The sequence below is a fragment of the Kitasatospora sp. NBC_00039 genome (genome assembly GCF_045160625.1).
Lineage (GTDB): Bacteria > Actinomycetota > Actinomycetes > Streptomycetales > Streptomycetaceae > Kitasatospora.
Map to the genome: position 1 here is coordinate 4,378,422 of NZ_CP108289.1, position 17,998 is coordinate 4,396,419.

15 protein-coding genes are annotated in these 17,998 nt (G+C 76.1%); 1 reads left to right on the forward strand and 14 read right to left on the reverse strand.

Translation table 11 applies throughout. The annotated features are described in order from the left end of the window. Nucleotides 1-33: 33 nt before the first annotated feature. The 6 genes from OG286_RS19265 to OG286_RS19290 all read right to left on the reverse strand — a co-directional run bounded on the left by OG286_RS19265 (nt 34) and on the right by OG286_RS19290 (nt 7,277). On the reverse strand, nt 34-507 hold the full coding sequence (locus tag OG286_RS19265; RefSeq protein WP_396322800.1) for a hypothetical protein: 474 nt from the start codon (nt 505-507) through the stop codon (nt 34-36). After that, on the reverse strand, nt 504-1,487 hold the full coding sequence (locus OG286_RS19270) for a thiopeptide-type bacteriocin biosynthesis protein (RefSeq protein WP_396322801.1): 984 nt from the start codon (nt 1,485-1,487) through the stop codon (nt 504-506). Before OG286_RS19270 ends, OG286_RS19265 begins: the two co-directional genes overlap by 4 nt. Next, entirely contained in the window at nt 1,484-3,067 is a 1,584-nt protein-coding gene (locus OG286_RS19275) for a hypothetical protein (RefSeq protein ID WP_396322802.1), read from the reverse strand. Before OG286_RS19275 ends, OG286_RS19270 begins: the two co-directional genes overlap by 4 nt. Nucleotides 3,068-3,078: 11 nt before the next feature. After that, nucleotides 3,079-4,962, reverse strand: coding sequence for a YcaO-like family protein (locus tag OG286_RS19280; protein ID WP_405365603.1), 1,884 nt, complete (start codon nt 4,960-4,962; stop codon nt 3,079-3,081). Further along, a complete protein-coding gene (locus OG286_RS19285) occupies nt 4,950-6,734 on the reverse strand; it encodes a hypothetical protein (protein ID WP_396322804.1) in 1,785 nt (594 codons plus the stop codon). Before OG286_RS19285 ends, OG286_RS19280 begins: the two co-directional genes overlap by 13 nt. A 147-nt stretch (nt 6,735-6,881) precedes the next feature. Beyond that, a complete protein-coding gene (locus tag OG286_RS19290; RefSeq protein WP_405365604.1) occupies nt 6,882-7,277 on the reverse strand; it encodes a hypothetical protein in 396 nt (131 codons plus the stop codon). A gap of 199 nt (nt 7,278-7,476) precedes the next feature. On the opposite strand from OG286_RS19290, the gene OG286_RS19295 reads away from it, so the two are divergent. After that, nucleotides 7,477-8,508: a LuxR C-terminal-related transcriptional regulator gene (locus OG286_RS19295; RefSeq protein ID WP_396322806.1), complete on the forward strand. Its 1,032-nt coding sequence runs from the start codon at nt 7,477-7,479 to the stop codon at nt 8,506-8,508. Nucleotides 8,509-8,652: 144 nt separating this feature from the next. On the opposite strand, the gene OG286_RS19300 is transcribed toward OG286_RS19295, so the two are convergent. The 8 genes from OG286_RS19300 to alc all read right to left on the reverse strand — a co-directional run bounded on the left by OG286_RS19300 (nt 8,653) and on the right by alc (nt 17,972). Continuing rightward, the gene (locus OG286_RS19300) at nt 8,653-9,474 is read right to left on the reverse strand and encodes an integrase (protein ID WP_396322807.1); all 822 of its coding nucleotides are present in this window, start codon (nt 9,472-9,474) and stop codon (nt 8,653-8,655) included. 232 nt (nt 9,475-9,706) lie between these two features. Continuing rightward, nucleotides 9,707-10,429, reverse strand: a complete 723-nt coding sequence (locus tag OG286_RS19305; RefSeq protein WP_405365605.1) for a TIGR03086 family metal-binding protein — start codon at nt 10,427-10,429, stop codon at nt 9,707-9,709. Continuing rightward, nucleotides 10,426-11,376 (reverse strand): alpha/beta hydrolase, encoded by a 951-nt coding sequence (locus OG286_RS19310; protein ID WP_405365606.1) that lies wholly within the window; start codon nt 11,374-11,376, stop codon nt 10,426-10,428. The genes OG286_RS19305 and OG286_RS19310 overlap by 4 nt, the downstream gene beginning before the upstream one ends. Nucleotides 11,377-11,602: 226 nt before the next feature. Then, complete coding sequence (locus OG286_RS19315; RefSeq protein ID WP_396322995.1) at nt 11,603-12,187, reverse strand: TetR/AcrR family transcriptional regulator; 585 nt, start codon at nt 12,185-12,187, stop codon at nt 11,603-11,605. Nucleotides 12,188-12,429: 242 nt separating this feature from the next. After that, nucleotides 12,430-14,961, reverse strand: coding sequence for an ABC transporter permease (locus OG286_RS19320; RefSeq protein WP_405365607.1), 2,532 nt, complete (start codon nt 14,959-14,961; stop codon nt 12,430-12,432). Nucleotides 14,962-15,129: 168 nt separating this feature from the next. Further along, entirely contained in the window at nt 15,130-16,449 is a 1,320-nt protein-coding gene (locus tag OG286_RS19325) for an amidase (RefSeq protein ID WP_405365608.1), read from the reverse strand. 38 nt (nt 16,450-16,487) lie between these two features. Then, nucleotides 16,488-16,718, reverse strand: coding sequence for a hypothetical protein (locus OG286_RS19330; protein WP_396322812.1), 231 nt, complete (start codon nt 16,716-16,718; stop codon nt 16,488-16,490). A 165-nt stretch (nt 16,719-16,883) separates the two neighbouring features. Beyond that, complete coding sequence (alc, locus tag OG286_RS19335; RefSeq protein ID WP_396322813.1) at nt 16,884-17,972, reverse strand: allantoicase; 1,089 nt, start codon at nt 17,970-17,972, stop codon at nt 16,884-16,886. Nucleotides 17,973-17,998 lie beyond the last annotated feature (26 nt).

A 17,998-nucleotide genomic window follows, 5' to 3' on the forward strand; every position in this document is an offset into this window, starting at 1 on the left:
GCGCCCCGGCCTGCGGCGCGGGTACCCGGTCGGCTACGCGGGCGCCTGGTCGGACAGTTCGGCGACCAGCAGGACGCCGGTGTCCAGGCCGTCCAACTGCGCGGCCATGTCGAGCAGTTCCTGGTCGTGCACCCGCGGCCAGCGCACCGCGAAGCCGTGGGCGGCCGCGGCGCGCGCCAGACCGCAGCGCAGGCCGTCCAACACCGCCGGGTCGGTCCGCGGCTCGCCGGCGAGCACGCACCAGAAGGATCCGTCCGGCTGTCCGGCCGGCGTGCCGAGGGCGGCCGCGAAGGCCTCGGCGAAGGCGTGACCGTGGTACACCCGGTCGCCGAGCGGGAGGAGGACCCGGCCGTACCGGCCCGCCGCCCGCTCCAGCGCGAACCAGCGGCCCTCGGCCGGCGGCGGCCCGACCCGCTCGGCGAGCTCCGGCAGCAGGGTGGCGCAGGCGCGCTCGTACCCGCCGGCCGGGACGGCCGTCGTCCCGGCCGTCGTCCCGGTGACGGTCACGCCGCGGCCGCCGTACGGTGGCCCGCCCAGAGCTCGATCAGCACGCTGAGCAGGAAGACCTCCTGCTCGGGGCCGAAGCCCAGCCGGTTGAGCGTCATGTGCAGGTGCGAGGCGAGGATCTCCGGCGGGCCGGAGCTCAGCGCCCCGGCCAGGGCGGCGTCCCGCCAGACGTCCATGGCGGCGCCCAGCCGCTCCGCCCACCGGTCGGCGGCCCGGCCGGCACCGGGCAGGGCGCCCGGCCCGCCCGGGAAGCGCTCGGCGAGCAGTTCCGCGGAGCGCAGCGACGCCTCGCGGGCGGCGAGCGGGTTCATGCCCGGGTGCTCGGCGCGCCCGGCCCAGGTCAGCCAGGAGGTGCGCAGTCCGCGCAGGAACCGCTCCTGGGAAACGTGGTCCGGGTCGGCCGCGCGGACCGCCGCCGCGATCGTGAGCAGGGCGAAGGTCACCCGGCCGTTCCAGGTCGGACGGGCCCGCAGAACGGCCGTCACCAGCTCGCTGCTGTCGCCGAACAGCGACTCGCTGAGCCCCAGCAGGGCCGGCCCGCCGTAGCGGTCGGTCTCCGGGGCGTACGGCTCGCGGTGCACCCCGCCCGGTCGCAGCTCGGCCAGCGGCAACGCGGCGAAGCCGTCCGCGCCGCCCTCGCCGGCCTTGGCGATCGGGCCGGTGCTCCGGTGGTACTGCTCGGTGCTCATCCGTTCGCCGTCCGGGACGCCCGCGTTGACCGGGGCAAGCCGTTCGGCGAGCGCCGCCGTGACGCCGGGCTCGGCCGACTCGTCCAGACCGGCGAGCCGCAGCCGCAGGTGCGGCCCGTGCTGCCAGTACCGGATGAAGAACCAGCCGGTGATCGCGCCGTCGGCCCGCAGCTCGCGCACCACAGGTTCGACCACGTCCAGCAGGACGGTGTCCACCAGCGCCGGTGCGGCGGAGTCGAGGTGGAGGTGCCAGCAGCTCCAGCGGGGTCTGCCGTCCAGGGTGCCGGTCATGACCGCAGGTCCAGCATCGGCTCGCGGAACCGGCCGGTGCCGCAGACCACCTGGAAGACGGCGGTCTGGTCGCGGTCCAGCTCCAGCGTGCGGGCGATCCGCACCTCGTCGAAGGCGCGGGCCGGCCGGGCGTACATGCCGTACGCCGCGGCGCCGAGCACCAGGCCCTGTGCCGACCAGCCGCACGCGTACTGCAGCAGCTTCCACGCGCTGGGCCCGAACTCGGCGAACAGCGCGCGCAGGTCGGCGGTGAAGGTCCAGACGAAGGTGGCGTGCCGCACCGAGCAGTCGTTGCCGCCGCTCAGCGGGTACCCGAACTGGGAGTCCAGCGCGGCGTGCACGCCGGGCCGGGCGAGGTGCCCGGTGAGCCGGTTGTCCTCGACGCGGTGGATGCCGTCCGGCAGCCCCTCGACGTCCTGGGCGCAGAGGGTGAGCCGGACGTGTCCGGCGACGGCGGCGAGCAGCGGGGACGGCGGCGGCGCGCAGGCCAGCGCCAGGCTGTCGGCGACGGCCGCGTACGGCTGGGGCGCCCGGACGCCGGAGAAGCCTCCGATCCCCTCGGGGGTGCGCCCGGCCGTACGGTTCCAGAGCACCTCGGCCCAGCTCAGGCCGTTGCCCTCGACCGGGTACGGGCCGGTGCCGGTGGCCTCGGCCGCCGGGGCGGGCGCGCCGGACGGCCGGGTCATCCGGTCGATCCGCAGCACCCGGTCCAGTGCCTGGTCTCCGGTGGGCGCCGGCCGGTCGCTGCCGGGACGCCAGCGCGGGGTCGCGCCGTCCAGCCGGACCGCGACCGGGTAGGCCCAGCCCTCGGCGGGCCGGATGCCGATCCGCTCGGCCAGGCCCTCGGGGTCGGGGGTCGGCAGTTCCAGCTCCGCCCGCACCCCGAACAGCTGGGCCGCGAGGTACAGGCTGCGCAGGTTGTGACCGATTTCGAGGTCCACCAACGGGCCGCGCAGCAGCGCGTACTGCGGCGGCAGGTCGGTGTGCCGCCCGGCCAGCACCACGGTGGTGCCGTGCTCGCCGGGGGCGGCGGGGGTGCCCTCGACGTCCAGGAGCGCGTGGCGCTGGACGTCCAGGTAGCGGGTGGCGCCGTCCTGCAGCAGGTAGGGACGGACCGGGAACTTGCTGCGGACCGACGGCACGACGCGGTGGTCGTTGAAGGAGTTCGACGGCTCCCTTCGCTGCAGGCCGAACGCGGTGACCAGCAGGTGGTCCAGTGTCTCCTCACCGGCCGCCGGCCCGTCCTCCGGCCGGAGGCCGGCGGGGAAGGGGGTGCGGCGCAGCAGCCGGGAGGTGCCGAGGGCGAGCGGGCGGCCGGCGTCGGGGCGGACCGCTGCGGGGAGCTGCCCGCTGGTGGTGCCGATCGAGGGGTCGATCTGCGGGCCCGGAGCGACGAAGGCCTTGCCGGCGCCCTGTTCGAAGGCGAAGCGGCGCAGTTCCCGCAGGTCGTCGGTGTCGTTCGGGGCGTCGGTGCCGTTCGGGGCGTCGGTGCGCCGCCGTTCGGCGGTGCCCTGCGGTTCGGCGGTGCGCCGCGGTTCGGCGGTGCCGGGCAGAGCGCCGCGTTCGAGTGTCTGGCTCATCGGTCCTCCTCTCACGGGAACGGGTGGGGGTCGAGCGGAAGGTCGTCGGCGGTGACCGGGCGGCCGTCGACCAGGAGGCCGTCGGTCAGCCTGGTGAGGCCGAGCAGCCGCTGGTTGGCGTGGCCGAAGGTCATCGGCAGCGTGCCGGGGACGATCACCTTGGCGGCGGCCAGTCCCAGGTCACGGTGGTCCCGGGTGGACTGGTCGACGACGACGGCGGTGTCCATTCCGGCGTCGGCGTACAGGCCGAGCACGGTCTCCAGCGAGGCCCGTACGTCGGGACGCGCGCCGGCCGCCGGGCGCAGGGCGTCGGGCCAGCCGGGGAAGGCCTCGTCCAGCCGCACGACCGGACCGCCCAGCACCTCGGTGACGCGGGGCAGCAGCTCGGGCCGCTTGTAGAGCTGGTAGTGGTCGTCGAGCACGCGCACCTCGAACGGGTCGGCGATCATCCGCTCCACCGCCGCCGGGTCGAACGGCACCCGCTCGTGGACCAGTTGTGCCAGTTCCCACAGGCCGGCCTCGACCGCGGCCTCCGGGTCCGGGTGGGTGCCGGCCGCGGAGTAGCTGGCGGGGAACAGCCCGTCCCGGTGGACGGCCAGCACCCACACCGAGGGCAGCGGGATGTCCTGGCTCGCCGCCAGCAGGTGCACGTCGTAGCCGCGCGAGCGGATCAGGCCGATCAGCTCCCGGCTGCGCTCCCGGCGCACCGACGCGGGGTCGACGGCCGGCAGCGGGCGCCGCCGGTGCCAGGCGAGCAGGAACGCGTCGCGCTCGGTGACCTCGAAGAGGGCGTGCAGCGCCGCCTCCTCCAGGCTCGCGCCGAGCGCACAGCCGCTGGAGGACTCCAGGAAGTGGATCTTCCGGTCGCCTTCCCGCTGCAGCTTGTACTGGTAGAAGCCGACTTCGGCCGGCACCAGCACCGGCTCCCCGGTGGGGATGCGGTGGCCCCAGACCCAGTCGGTCGGGGTGTCCGGCGCGTACGGCAGCACCCGGCAGTAGGGGTGGGCGAGCTGTCGCGCGGTGTGCCCGCCCAGCGTGGCCGGATCCAGCGCGGGCAGGTCGATGCCCTGGTGGGCGAGGTTCCTGACGACCCGTCCCGTGCCGTACGGGAACCCGCCGATCCGCTCGTACATCTCCAGGATGGCGACGGGATCGCTCTCCCGGTAGGTGGCGCCGCGGCCGTGCCCCGCGCCGACCGGTCCGCCGGGCATCACGGCGTTGCTCATCGCGAACGGGGCCTGGGTCTCCCGCTGCACCCCGACGAACGGGCCGAAGCGGGCGTCGACCGTCCGCCGGTGCAGCTCGTCGGCGGGCATCGGCAGGCCGGGGCGCTCGCGCAGCGGCAGTCGCTGCGGCGACGGGCGGTCGGCGAGCACCAGGGGCTCCGGCGTCCGGACGGGCGGCGCGGCGGTGCGGTCGTGGGGCATGCCCGCGTCCCCGCAGACCGGGCAGGCGTGGTACCGGGCGATCCGGTGCCGGCGCAGTCCGCCCGGGCGGACGGACAGCAGCTCGCCCGGGGCCAGGGGGGTTCCGGCGGCCAGCGCGGCCCGGGCCAGCAGCGGGAGCAGCGGCGACGCGCCGGTGCCGGAGCGCCGGGCACCCCACTCGCGGGCGATCGGGTGGCCGCCGGCGATCGGGGCGGCGAGCCGCTCCCGCGCCTCGGCGCAGCCCGCGCAGGAGGGCGCGGGCGCGGCCGCGTCCCACAGCGGGCCGATCTGCACCTCGTCCGGGAGGACCCGCACGGAGAGCAGCGGCACCCCGGCCTCGCGGGCCGCCGTCCAGGCGGCGCGCTCCACCTCGGTGTCCCAGCCCTCGCTCATGCTGAGGCGGGCACCGTGCAGCTCGGCGAACTCCGCCCAGGGGGTGGACGGTTCGGTGATCGTCAGGACAGCCATACCGGCCCCCAGCACAGCTTCTGCTCCCCGGCCAGCGGGTCGGCGACGACGCGGACCCCGAGCGGACGCACCCCGTGGGCGTGGCAGTACGCCTCGATGTCCCCGGCCAGCGCGTTCAGCTCCGGCTCGGTCATCAGGTCGATCAGTTCGGTTCCGGGCGCCGGGTCGACGGTGCCGGGGTGACCGGCCTGTCCGGCCCGACGGGCGCCGTGGGCCGCGGCCAGCGCCAGGCCGGCGGCCCGGTCGGTGCTGTCGCCCCAGGCGGAGCCCAGCACCGCGCCGGTACGGGCGTCGGCCACGGTGACGGTGCACCAGGGGCCGGCGAGTCCGGCGGGGCGGCCGAGCGTGAGCGCGACCGGCTGGTCCTCGTACTCCTCCAGGGTGCGCCAGAACCGCAGGGTGTCGTGGTCGGTGATGTCGTCCCAGCCCAGGACGGTGGCCGGCGTCGCGGCGGAGCGTGCCAGGATCCGCAGGACACCGTCCAGCAGCCAGCGCGCCTCGGTGGTTCCGGCGGCCGACACCGAACGCTCCAGGACACGGATCCCGGGCGGGTACGGCACGGCGGCCAGGACGCGCAGCCCGGCGAGGATCGCCTGGACGGCGGCGGAGCCGTGGTCGATGCCGCGGCGGACGAGGGGCCTGCCGAAGTCGGGGGTGAGGCCTTCGAGGACGGCCAAGGCGGACGGGAGCTGCGGCAGGTCGTCGGGGGCGATCCACCGGAACGGGCCGGTCCAGGGCGCGAACAGCGGCAGCGAGTCGGTGAGCACCTCCTCGGTCACGACCGGCGCGAGCCCCGACGGGTCGGCGTCGCCGAGGCTGCGGATGCCGCTCCACTCGGCCTGACCCGACCCGGCCAGCACGGCCTCGTCGGACTCCAGCGCGGGACCGTGCACCACCGAGACGGAGCTCTCCGGCGTGCCGAGGCCGATGTGCTGGAAGGCCCGGTGGGCGGCGAGCGCGCCGGCCATGATGGCGCCGGTGGGCGAAGGTACGGTCCGCGCCTGGTCACCCTGCCGGATCACCGCACGCTCGACCAGCCTGCCGTGCAGACCGGGCGCCTCGCCCGCCGTCCGCAGCGGGCCGACGACCTGGGGGCCACCGGCCCGCGTCGCGTCGGAGGTGGTGACCGGGACGATCGCGGCACCGGGCGCGAGTTCGGCGGTCGCGTCGACCGACGGCGCGGCGTCCACGACCACCGCCACGCAGGCACCGGACAGCAGTCCGGCGGCCTCGGCGGCGGACGCGGGCAGCACGACGCGGTCGAGCTCCGGGTCGAGCAGCAGCAGCCCGGACGGGTCCGGGGCGCTCCCGTCCGTACCGGCCAGGACGACGCTGCCGAAGCCGGCCGCGGCCAGGCCGCGGGCCGCCGACTCGGCGGCGGGCCCCCGGCCGAGGACGGCCGCCCGCCCCTCGCGCACCCGGCGGAAGGCGGTGTACGGGTCGTCGCTGCGGGTCTCCAGGTAGGCGAGCGTGTCGCCGTACGCGGCGCGCTCGTCCGGCCCGGGCTCCGGGGTGTCCAGCCGGTCGAGGTCGAACAGCAGCTCGCGCAGGAGGAGCTGTCCGGCCACCCAGCGCACGACACCGCGGGTCTTCTCGGCGCCGGCCGCCGCGACCAGTTCGTCCTCGGTGGCGCCGCGGTCCAGCAGCGGGGTCAGCCGGTCGACCAGCTGGAACAGGCTCGCCGGGCCGGCCAGCAGGAACGCCCCCTTGGCGGCGGAGACGTACACGCCCTTGCTGACCGGTGCGTAGTGCACGCCGGGGCGGGATCGCACGCCGCGGAGCGGCAGCGGAGAAGGTGCGGCAGACATGGGTCCTCGATCGCGGGTCGGATCAGCGCAGATCAGGTCGGGTCAGTTCGGGTCAGGTCGGATCAGGTCGGGTGGGCGCGGCCGGGTCGGGCTCCGGCGGGGCTCCCGCGGTCACTCCCAGCGGAGGTCTCCGTGGCCGCCGTCCTTGCCCGGCTTGTGCCCGACCGGCTTCGGGACGAGGTGCAGCGGGTCGGCGTCCGGCCCCGCCGCCGACGCGGTGGCGGTGCCGGCGGTGGCGGCGGTGCTGGCGGTGGCGGCGGTGCCGGCGGTGCCGGCGGTGCCGGCGGTGCCGGCGGTGCCGGCGGTGCCGGCGGTGCCGGCGGTGCCGGCGGTGCCGGCGGTGCCGGCGGTGCCGGCGGTGCCGGCGGTGCCGGCGGTGCCGGCGGTGCTGGCGGCGGTGGCGGTCGCGGCGGTGGCGGTGCCGGCGGTCGCGGCGGACGCCGGGCCGGCCATGACCGCGGTGGCGAGAGCGGTCAGAACGAAGCAGGAAGCAAGGCGCTTGCCCATGGTGTTTTCCCCCGTTGTGTCGATCGCCGGATCACGGCGTCGTACGTTCCCTCGGACTCCTCCACCGTTTCCGGCCGGGAGCCGCACCTGCTTTCCGGTGCAGCTCCACAGTGGCCCGCCGGTTGGGGGGATCTCCACCGCACGCCCCTGTCATAAAGTTGCAGCGCAGCGAAATCTCTATGATCAAACGGGGGCAATCATGGTCAGTCCGGACATCCTTCCGTCACTTTCAGGCCGCCTCGACGAGACGGCCGCGAGGGTGTTCACCTGGGCCGTCAGACACGGCCGGCTGGATGAACGGGCGGCTGACGAGCTCGGCCTGACCTCCGGCCAGCTGGAGCAGGCGACCGGCGCCCTCTCCGAGCTCCGCCTGCTGCGCCCCGCCCCCGACGGTTCGTCGGCGCTGATCGCCACCAACCCCGAGCTCGCCGCGGCCGAACTGATCGGCCCCATCAACGCCGCGCTGCAGGCGCGCCAGCAGCAGGCCGCCCAGGTGCGGACCGAGCTGCTCGGACTGGTGCCCTTCTACTACGAGATGAGGCGCGAGCGCAGCAGCTCCGAGGCGATCGACGTGATGGAGAACCCCGACGACGTCCGCGCCATGTTCCAGGAGCTGGCCGGGAACTGCCGTACGGAGGTGTTCAGCGCACACCCGGGCATCGGCTCGGCCGAGGGCATGGCGGACGCGCTCGAGCGCAACCTCGAACTGCTCGACCGCGGCGTACGGATGCGGGCGCTGTACCAGCACACCGTCCGCGTCAACCCGGCCATGCAGCACTACGCCAGCCAACTGACCGCCTCCGGCTGCGAGTTGCGCACCGACAACGAGATCGTCGACCGCGTCGTCATCGTGGACCGCGAGGTCGCTTTCATTCCCCGGACGGGGATCGGCGCACCCAGCGGCGCCGTCATGGTGCGCGAGCCCGCCCTCGTCGACTACCTCTACCGTTCGCTGGAACAGTGCTGGGGCCGGGCCCTGCCGTTCGGCCAGGAGGAGACCCGCAGCGTGGTCGCGGGCTACGGCGAGGCCGGCGCGGCGATCAAGAGCTCCATCGCCCGGATGCTCGCCGAGGGCAGCACCGACGAGCAGGCCGCCCGGCGCCTGGGCATGTCCGTCCGCACCTGCCGCCGGCACATCGCCGAGCTCATGGACAGCCTGGGCGCGGACAGCCGCTTCCAGGCCGGCGTCCTCGCCGAACGGGCGGGCGTCGTCACCGCCGCGGCCGCCTGAGCGGACCGCCGCCCGCCGAACGGGACCGCCGCCCCGGCTTCCGGGACCGCCCCGGACTCCCGGACCGCCGCACCGCTCCGGCGGGTGCGACGGGCCCGCCCGGACGACCGGGGCTCCCGGCCGTGAGCAGAGCCACGGCCACCGTCACAGCAACGCGTAGAGGGCCGAGGCGTCGTCGTGCGCCTTGCCGCGCGGCCAGCGCTCGCAGGCGGCGTCCGCCCGCTCGACAGCCCGCACCTGGGCGATCAGCTCACCCGGCCCCGACTCGGCGAGCAGCCGCAGCGCGTCGGCCCAGCTGCCCAGACCGAAGCGCTCGGTGTAGCGCGAGGCGCCGTCCGTCAGCGCGGCCACCGCGTGCAGCCGGTCCACGCCGACGAAGCCGGTCTCGGCGTGCTGGGCCGCCTTCGGGCTGGCGGCGGCGATCCACGGGCCGTTGCCGGTGTTCCGGGCGGCGCGCACGGCCAGCGCGTACTCCAGGTGCAGCGCGGCGCGCTCGGCCGAGCCGGGCACCGTCGACCAGACCTGCCGGCGCAGCTCCTCGCCGCCGGGGAAGCGCTGGTTGTCGCCGATCACCTTGGGCGGGCCGTCCTTGAACTGGAGCACCAGCAGCGAGTCTCCGAGCACCAGGTACTCCAGCGCGGCGCCGTGCCGACGGGCGGCGACCACCATGGCCGCCGGCGTGTTGGGGTGGCCGAGGTCGCAGCGGCCGCCGTGCAGCGCGGCCGTCTCCGCGATGGCGTCGGCCAGGCACTCCCCGATCGAGCGGTCCGCGCGGTCGGTGAGCCGGGCCAGCAGATGCACCCCCAACCGCCTTACGTACCAGGGGGTGCCGTGGCGGCACCCGGACTCCAGGCCGGTCGGCGAGCTCGAACCGTCGAGCAGTACGAGCGCCTCCGGCGAGGCCGCCGCGAAATCCTCGCTCTCGCGGTCCGGCCGCCGTGCTTCCCCTGCGAGCTGTACCTGCATCCCGACAGTGTGGCCGCCGACGGCGCGCAGGCCCAGACCCGTGCACGCGGCGCACGGGTTCGTCCCGGTGGCAACGGGAGTAATTCGGCCATACCGTCGGATATCGAGTGGACAATTCGGCCAATCAGGGCCTGCGGGGTTTGGGATCTCCTTCGGGGGGCCCGGCCTTCCGGCGCTGACAGGCCTCCCCAGGACTGGCGAGGAGCGAGAAATGGTCTGGCAGTTCTTCGTGCTACTGGCCGCCTCGATCGGCTTTCCGATCGCCGCGCTGCTCTTCCTGATCGGCGGACCGCGCTTCCCCGACGAGCAGCGCGACGGGCGCTGAGCCCGGCCCCGGGCCGGCGGGCGGCGTCCACGCCGGGTCGCGGCCGAGCAGCGCCAGCGCGCGGTCGAACGGCCCGGCGCCGTCGGCCTGCTGACGGCGCTCCCGGAACGCCCGCCCCGGCGCCCGGTCCGCGGGCGCGGCCGGCACCAGCCCGGCCACCGACAGCAGGGCGGCCGCGAGCCGCTCCTCGCCGTCCACCACCTCGGCGATCCCCTTCGGCACGCCCAGCGCCGCCGCGACGTCCCAGGCGTGCACCAGGGTGTCCAGCAGGTGGAAGCCGACGGCCTGGCGCAACGGGAAGGGGCCGCCGTCGCGGATCTCGGGCAGCCAGAGTTCACGTCCGGCCGTGGCGTGCGCCTCGGTGAAGGCCGCCGTCAGCTCCTCGGCCGAGCGCCGGAACGCGCCCGCCGGATCGCCGTCGACCGGGACGTCCCGCCAGAGTGCCCGGTCGGACCCGGCACCCCGGGCGGCCGCGGCGAACCCCCGGTGCTGGCCGACCACGTGCTCCAGCAGGCGGCGGAGCGTCCAGCCGGCACAGGGCGTCGCCAGCACCAGCTGTTCGGGCTGGACCGTGGTGATCACCTCGGCGGCCAACGCCAGGGACCGGGTGTGCAGTTCGAGCAGGCTCATGCGGCGCCGACCTCCCGCGCGACGTCCCGCGCGACCTCCCGCGCGACGTCCCGCGCGACGTCCCGCGCGACGTCCCGCACGAGGTCCGGGCCGCCAGGACGGCCGGCCGCCAGGAAGCCGACGGCGTTGTCGATGACGGCGGGTTCGGTGAGGATCCGGCGGTGGCCGAGGCCCCGGGTGACTACCAGGTCGAGCCGGCCGCCGTACGCGGCCTTGAGCCGGCGGGCGTGGCCGACCGCGACCACGTCGTCGCCCTCGTCGTGCAGCACCAGGATCGGCAGGCCGATCTCCTCGGGGCGGCGGGCGGCGTCGAAGTACTCGGCGACGTTGCCGACGCCGGGGAACATCTCGCGCTCCATCAGCCGCCGCAGCCGCCGCTCGACCACGCCGTTCAGCCCGGCCTGGGCACAGAAGGCGGCCGGCATGAAGGAGACCTCACTGACCCCGGCTATCGCGACCAGCCGCCCGGCCCGCAGGCCGCCCCGCAGGGCCAGGAAGGCGGCGTTGACGCCGAGCGAGTGCGCCACCACCGCCTCGAAGTCGCCGTACCGCTCCTGGAGCCGGCCGGCCAGCTCGCGGAGGTCGAGCACGGTGCTGGTGCGGCCGCCGGAGTCGCCGTGACCGGGGGCGTCGAAGGCGACCGGGCTCAGGCCGAGCGCCCTCAGCCGGGGCACGAAGGCGGCGAACCGCGAGGCGCGGGACTGCCACCCGTGCAGCAGCAGGACGGGCCGGCTGCCGTCGCCCCAGCGGTAGACCACCACGGGCTCGCCGCGGACGGAGAGCCGTTCGGTGACGGCCTGTGCGTGGACCTCGCGTTCGAGGGTGCGTACCCGGCCGCGCCGCAGGGGGTGGCGGAAGAGCCGGAACGCGGCCCGGCCGGCCAGGCCGGGGGCGATCAGCGAGGTGGCGTTGAGGGTGGTGCGGATCAGTGCGACGGCCGGGTCCATCGGGGACTCCCTGTCGGTGTTGACGGGTCTGCCTGGGTGCGGGGGCCGAACTGCGGAAGATATTAGCACGACCGTTCGTGCAGTTTTATGGCCGAGAGCCGGCCACCGGGACCACGTGGGAATCAGGCGCGGGATCAGGCGCGCGGGAATCACGCACGCGGGATCAGACAGGGGGCCGGGCAGGGGGATCAGGCGCGGGATCAGGCGCCGAATCAGGCGCGCGGGATCAGGCCAGCTCGGGCGCCCGCGGGTCGGCCGCCTCCGCCCGCAGCAGCCGCAGCGCCACACGCCCCGCCCGGTCGTACGGGGTGTCCTCGCCGAAGAGCAGGGCCTGCGAATTGGCCGTCTCCAGCACCGCGATCAGCGCGAACGCCAGGTCCTCCAGGTCGGCGTCGGCTCGCAGCCCGCCCGTCGCCCGGGCCTGCGCCAGCGTGTCGAGCAGCAGGTCGCGCCACTCCCGGGCGCAGCCGGCCAGCGCGTCGCGCAGCGGGCCGGGGCGGGCGTCGAACTCGGCGCTCACCTCGTAGAAGAAGCAGCCGCCGGGGAAGACCCTGGCCCGCGAGTACGCCAGCCAGCTCTCGCAGAGCCGCCGGGCCCGGCCGAGGCCGGGGGCGGTGTCCTGGACGGGGGTGACCACCGCGTCCGCGAAGATCCGCCGGGCGGCCCGGACGGTGGCCAGTTGCAGCTCCTCCTTGGAGCCGAAGCCCGCGAACACCCCGCTCTTGCTCAGCCCGAGGTCGGTGGCCAGCCGGCCGATCGACAGCGCGTCCAGCCCCTCGACGGAGGCGATCTCGACCGCACGACGCAGCACCGCCCGGCGGGTCTCCTCACCGCGCTGGACCCGTCCGTCGGCCCGCCCGTCGGCACGGACGGCCGCGCGTCCGTCGGTTCGCGGGTCCGTGTGCCGGTCCGTGACAGAGCCGCTCACAGTCCACCTCTGCTGTCCGTCGGGACGGGAGACCCGTCATAGCGGGAGCGCCGCCGGGCGGCCCACAGTCGTGAGCCGCCCGGTGCGCCTGCGTCCCGCCAGGGTATAGCGGTGGACGCCCCCGTTCACTTGGCCGGGACTCCCAGGGCCGGCGCCCGCAGGGCCGGCCGGGCCGGGAGGGTGGTGGCGGCCAGGGCCAGCACCGCGGCCAGCGCCAGCACCCCGGCGTAGCCGGTCCAGCCCCAGGCCACGTCGGCCGTGCCGGTCATGCCGAGGCTGAAGGCGGTGAGCACCGCGAAGGCGATCGCCGAGCCGACGGTGACACCGGTGACCACCACGGCGACCGACTCCAGCCGCAGCATCCCGAGGATCTGGCGCCGGGTCGTGCCCGTCAGCCGGAGCAGGGCGAACTCCCGGCGGCGGTCGGCGGTGGCCATGGCCAGGGTGTTCACCACCGAGATCGCGGTGAAGCCGAGCACCAGGGCCATCCCGAGGTAGTTGGCCTCGGCGCCGCTCTGCCGGGCCTCGGCCGCGATCTCGCCGCTCTGCGCCCGGTCGAGGACCCGGACCCCGGGGAATCCCGCCACCGCCGCGCCCAGCCGCTCCCGGGTGACCTGGCCGTCGGCGGCCACCAGGACGGCGGAGGCGAGCGGATTGTCGACGTGCCGGGCCAGCAGGGCGTGCGAGAGCGTGAGGTCGCCGAAGCCGAGACCGCGGGCGTAGACGGCCCGGACGGTCAGGGTGGCGGGGGCGCCGTCGCCGAGGACCAGCCGCACGGTGGAACCGGGGCCGACCCCGAGGCTGCCGGCCGCCGTCGCGCTGACCGCGAGGTCGCCGTCGCCGAATCCGGCCAGCGTGCCCGCCGTCACCTCCGGGTCCCAGCTCGCCGCCAGGCCCTCGGTGGTCACGCCCTGCACGGTGTACTTCTCCAGGTCGATCCGGGCCGAGCTGCGGAGCACCTCGGTGACCGCGGTGACGCCGGGCAGCGCCCGCACCGCCTGCGCCGCCTGGCCGGGCACGCCCGGCGCGCTCGCGGCCAGCGTCCACGGGGCGCGGACGCCGTCCTCGGCCTGCCGGGCGGCCGCGCCTCCGAGGGTGGACTGCGTGAACAGCACCGTGCAGACCATCGCGGTCAGCAGGGCCAGCGGCGCGGCGGCGGCGCCGAGCCGGCGGGACTCGGCCCGCAGGTTGGCGGCGGCCAGGTGGCCGCTGACCGGGAAGACCCGCAGGGCCCCGCCGATGGCGGCGGACGCGACCCGGGCCAGCACCGGGCCGAGCAGCGAGACCGCGATGGCCAGCACCACCACGGCGGCGAAGGTCACCGGGGTGGCCGCCTTCTCGGTGTCCAGCACGGCGAGGACGGCGACCAGGACGATGCCGCCGACCAGCACCAGAGCCCCCGCCAGCGCCCGCGCCCAGCCGGCGCCCGGCACCTCGACCGCGGCCTCGGACAGGGCCTGGCCGGGGCGGATCCGGGACGTCCGGCGGGCCGAGATCCGGGCGGCGGCCCAGCCGGCCAGCAGGGTCGCGACCACCGCGGCGAACATCGGGAAGACGCTCAGCGTGTGGTGCAGGGTGTCCGGCACGGCACCGAGGTCGACGAAGCCGTCGTACAGCCACCCGCCGGCGGGCAGCCCTGCCAGCGAGCCCAGCGCGCCGGCGGCCAGGCCCAGCAGCAGCGCCTCGCCGCCGATCATCCTCCGCACCTGGCCGGGCGTGGCCGCCACCGCGCGCAGCAGGGCGATCTCCCGGCCGCGCTGCTGGATCATCAGGGCGAAGGTCCCGCTGACCACCAGGACGGCCACCAGCAGCGCGGTGCCGCCGATCGCCGCGCCCATGCTGACCAGCTTCACCCGGGCACCGGCGGCGTCCGGGAACTCGGCCTGTCCGCGGTCGGCGCCGCGGTGGACGACGGCGTTGCTGCCGGCCAGCGCCGGGGCGAGGTCACGGGCGAGCTTCGCCGGATCGGTGCCGGGCGCGGGCAGGACGGCGACCGCGGCGACCTGGCCGGGCCGGCCGGCCAGCCGCTCGGCCTCGGCCGGGCTGAAGAACAGCGCGCTCTGCTCGGTGAGTTCGACGACCCGGGCGGCGGCGATGCCGGAGATCCGGTAGGCGACGGGCGTCTGTGTGGAGCGGACGGTCAGCCGGTCGCCGACGTGCAGCCGGGCCCGCGAGGCGAGGCCCGCGTCGACCACCAACTCGTCCGCCGCGTACGGCGCCCGGCCCTCGGTGAGGGTGAACGGGGTCAGCTCGGCGGAGGCCCAGGAGTGGCCGTAGCCGGGGAGCCGGTCGGAGGCCACCGGCTGGGCGGGGAAGGTGAGTTCGGGTACGGCGGCGCGGACACCCGGCACGGCGGCGATCCGGTCGGCCAGCCCGGCGGGCAGCCAGGCCCGTTCGGCGAGCGGCTTGGCCTTCTCCTTGGTCTTGGTCTTCCCGTTGCCCTTGTCCTTGACGGTCGTCTGGTGCACCTGCTGGTCGCCGGCCACCACCAGGGGAGCGCCCGCGTACCGCTCGGTGCGGATCTCGCCGCGCAGGCCAGTCTCCAGCAGGGTGCCGCAGGCGGTGACGGTCAGGGCGGCGAAGAGCAGCGCGCAGAAGGCGCCCACGAAGCTGGACCGGCGGGCATTCAGGCTCTGGAGTGCGTAGGAGAACAGCATCAGACCCACGCTCCCGGGCGGGTCGGGGCGAGGACGGCCCGGCGGGAACGGCGCTGCGGGCTGGGGTGACGGGGCGGCTTCGGCATGGACTCACCCTCCCGCGCACCCGGGTGCCGGCGCAGTGCGGCGGTCCGGCGGATCCGGGCGGGGGTTAACCCCCTGTCCGCGCTACCCGCAGGCCCCCAACACCCGTTCCAGCACGGCCGCCTGTGCCAGCAGCCGTTCGTCGGCGCCGGCCGGGCCGACCACCTGGAGGCCCAGCGGCAGTCCGTCCGCCGTCGTACCGGCCGGCAGGCTGAGCGCGGGGAGCCCGGCGTAGCTCCACGGCAGCGACATCACCGCCTCACCGGTGCTGCCCAGCCCGGACGGGGCCGGACCGGTCGCGGCGGGCGCCACCACGAGGTCGGCCCCCGAGGCCGCCCAGGCCTCGGCGAGCCGGCCGCGGAGGTGTGCGCGGGCGTGCAGCGCGGCCGCGTAGTCCTCCGGCTGGACGGCCTGGCCGTGCCGGATGCCGGCCACCGTCTCCGGCCGGTAGAGGCCGCCGAAGCGGGCGAACCAGTCGGCGTGGGTACGGGCCTGCTCGAACCGATTGATCGTCTGCAACTGCCTTACCAGGTCGGTGAAGTCGGGCAGCAGATCGATCCGACGCACCGTCAGGCCCGCTTCCGCCAGCAGCTCCAGCTGCTCGTCGAAGGCCTTCCGCGCCTCCGGCAGGGCCCGCTCCAGATAGGGGCCGGCCGGCACCCCGAGGACGGTCGGCCGTCCGGCCGGGCGGGCCTCCTCGGCGCGCCAGTCGTCGCAGAGCAGGGGCGCCGCCAGCGCCGCGCCCGCCAGGTCGGCGGTGAACAGGCCCAGGGTGTCGAAGCTCGGCGCGTTCGGGATCACCCCGTCCACCGGGATCCGCCCGTAGGTCGGCCGGAACCCCACCACGGCGCAGTAGGCGGCGGGCCGGATCACCGAGCCGACGGTCTGGGTGCCGATCGCCAGCGGTACCAGCCCGGCCGCGACGGCGGCCGCCGAGCCGCTGCTGGAGCCGCCCGGGGTGTGCCCGGAGTGGTGCGGGTTCCGGGTCGGGCCGGGGGCGGTTCCCGCGAACTCGGCGGTCACCGTCTTGCCCGCGACCAGCGCGCCCGCGGCCCGCAGCCGGTCCACCACGACGGCCTGCGGCCCGGCCAGCACACCCGGCGGCAGGGCGGATCCGGCGTGCGTCGGCAGACCGTCGACGTGCACGATGTCCTTGATCCCGACCGCCACCCCGTACAGCGGCGGCGCGGCGGCCGGGTCGGGGTACCGCGCGGCCAGCGCGCGGGCCTCGGCGTGCAGCCGCTCGGGACGGCCGGGCTCGGGCACGAAGGCGTGGATCAGCGGGTCCACCTGCTCGATCCGGCCGCAGAGCCGGTCGACATGGACGGCCAGGCCGGGGCGGCCGGCCCGCAGCTCGGCGGCCTCGCGTACCAACGACCGCGGCCGGACCAGGGATTCCTCCATACCGACCACGGTAGACCAGCCTGACGGCCCCAGGGTCGCTACTGGTGCTCCGGCGCCAGGTACGGCGTCTCACGCAGGTAGTACGCGCCGCAGGTGTGGCAGCAGAGTTCGGGCGTCCTCCCCCACTCCACCGGCTCCCGCAACGGCGCGTCCTGGTCCAGTTCCCGGCCGCACATGGCCACGGTGTCGGAGCCGCGGACCATGTGCCACAGCCTCACCCCGGCGGCCGGGCCGCCGTCGCCGTACTCGGCGCGCATCTGGTGCATCATCTCCCCATCGTCCGGCGGCGGTCCGGCACCGGCAACCGGGGAGTCCGCCGGCCGGACCGGGTGTCCGCGGACGAGGCCGACCCCCGGCAGCGGCGGGACCGGACCGGGTGGCAGCGGGACCGGACCGGGTGGCGGCGGACGAGGCCGGCCGCGCGCGGGACGGGGTCAGACCAGGCTGCCGTGCAGCCGCAGCCGGGCGATGCCGCCGTCGGGGAAGACGTCGAGCCGGACGTGGGTGGCGGGCCGGGGCGCGTCCAGCACCAAGCGGTGGACGGAGTCCGGCTGGAGCCTGGTCCGCGGCACCAGCCCGAACCACTCCTGTGGGTCCGCGGCCTGCTCGTCCCGCCCGTACAGCGCGGCCCAGCCGGCCGCGTTGCCGACGTAGCAGCCGGTGTCGATCTCCACCGCGCGGATCGCGCCGCGCCCGGCCAGCCGGAGCCGGACCCAGTCGTGGCCGTCGTCCCGGCGCCGGCGGTTCTCCCAACCGTCGCCCATCGCACGGGACCTGCCGGGCAGCGCGAGGTTGGACGGGGGCGAGAAGAAGCGGTCCGAGGCGTCCTCGACGGTGCCGCCGTGCTCGATCGCGGCCAGGTCGAAGGTGCCGAGCGCGGCCAGCCAGGCGGCGTCCGGCCGGGCCTCGCCGTGCACCCGCAGCCGGGCGATGCCGCCGTCGGGGTACTGGCTGAGCCGCAGGTGGGTGAAGCGGCGGCCGCCCTCGACCGCGAAACCGTTGGCGGCGTGGCCGCGCACCGGCGAGCGGGGCACCAGCGGGTGCCAGACGGTGGAGCCGGCGAGCAGCTCCTCCGGGCCCGGGGTGCCCGGGAGTTCGGCGCCTTCGAGGCTGATCTGCAGCGGGTGGTTGCCGCGGAAGTGCGCGGTGTCCACGATCACGCCCTGCACGACTCCCGGCACGCCCAGGCGGATCAGCGCCCAGTCGTGGTCGTCGGCGGCCGGGTGCGGGCGGTCGGTGCCGGCGCCGCGGCGGCGGCGGGTCTCCCAACCGTCCATGATCTGGCCCTTGTTGCCGAAGGTGTGCGGGCGGAACTCGGCGGGCTCGGGCAGCAGCAGGTTCTCGCGCTCGGCGAACAGCTCGTCGTTGGCGGCGATCACGGCGCCGCCGAGCCGGCGGTCGGCCAGGTCGGTCAGCGTGGTGAAGGCGAAGTCGCCGGTGCGGTAGTCGGCGTAGGGGTTGCCACCCGCGTAGGGCAGCGCGTCGGCGTCGGGAAGGGTCCTGGGAGCGTTGTCGGTGGCCATGAATCCACCTTGGCCCCGGCCCACTC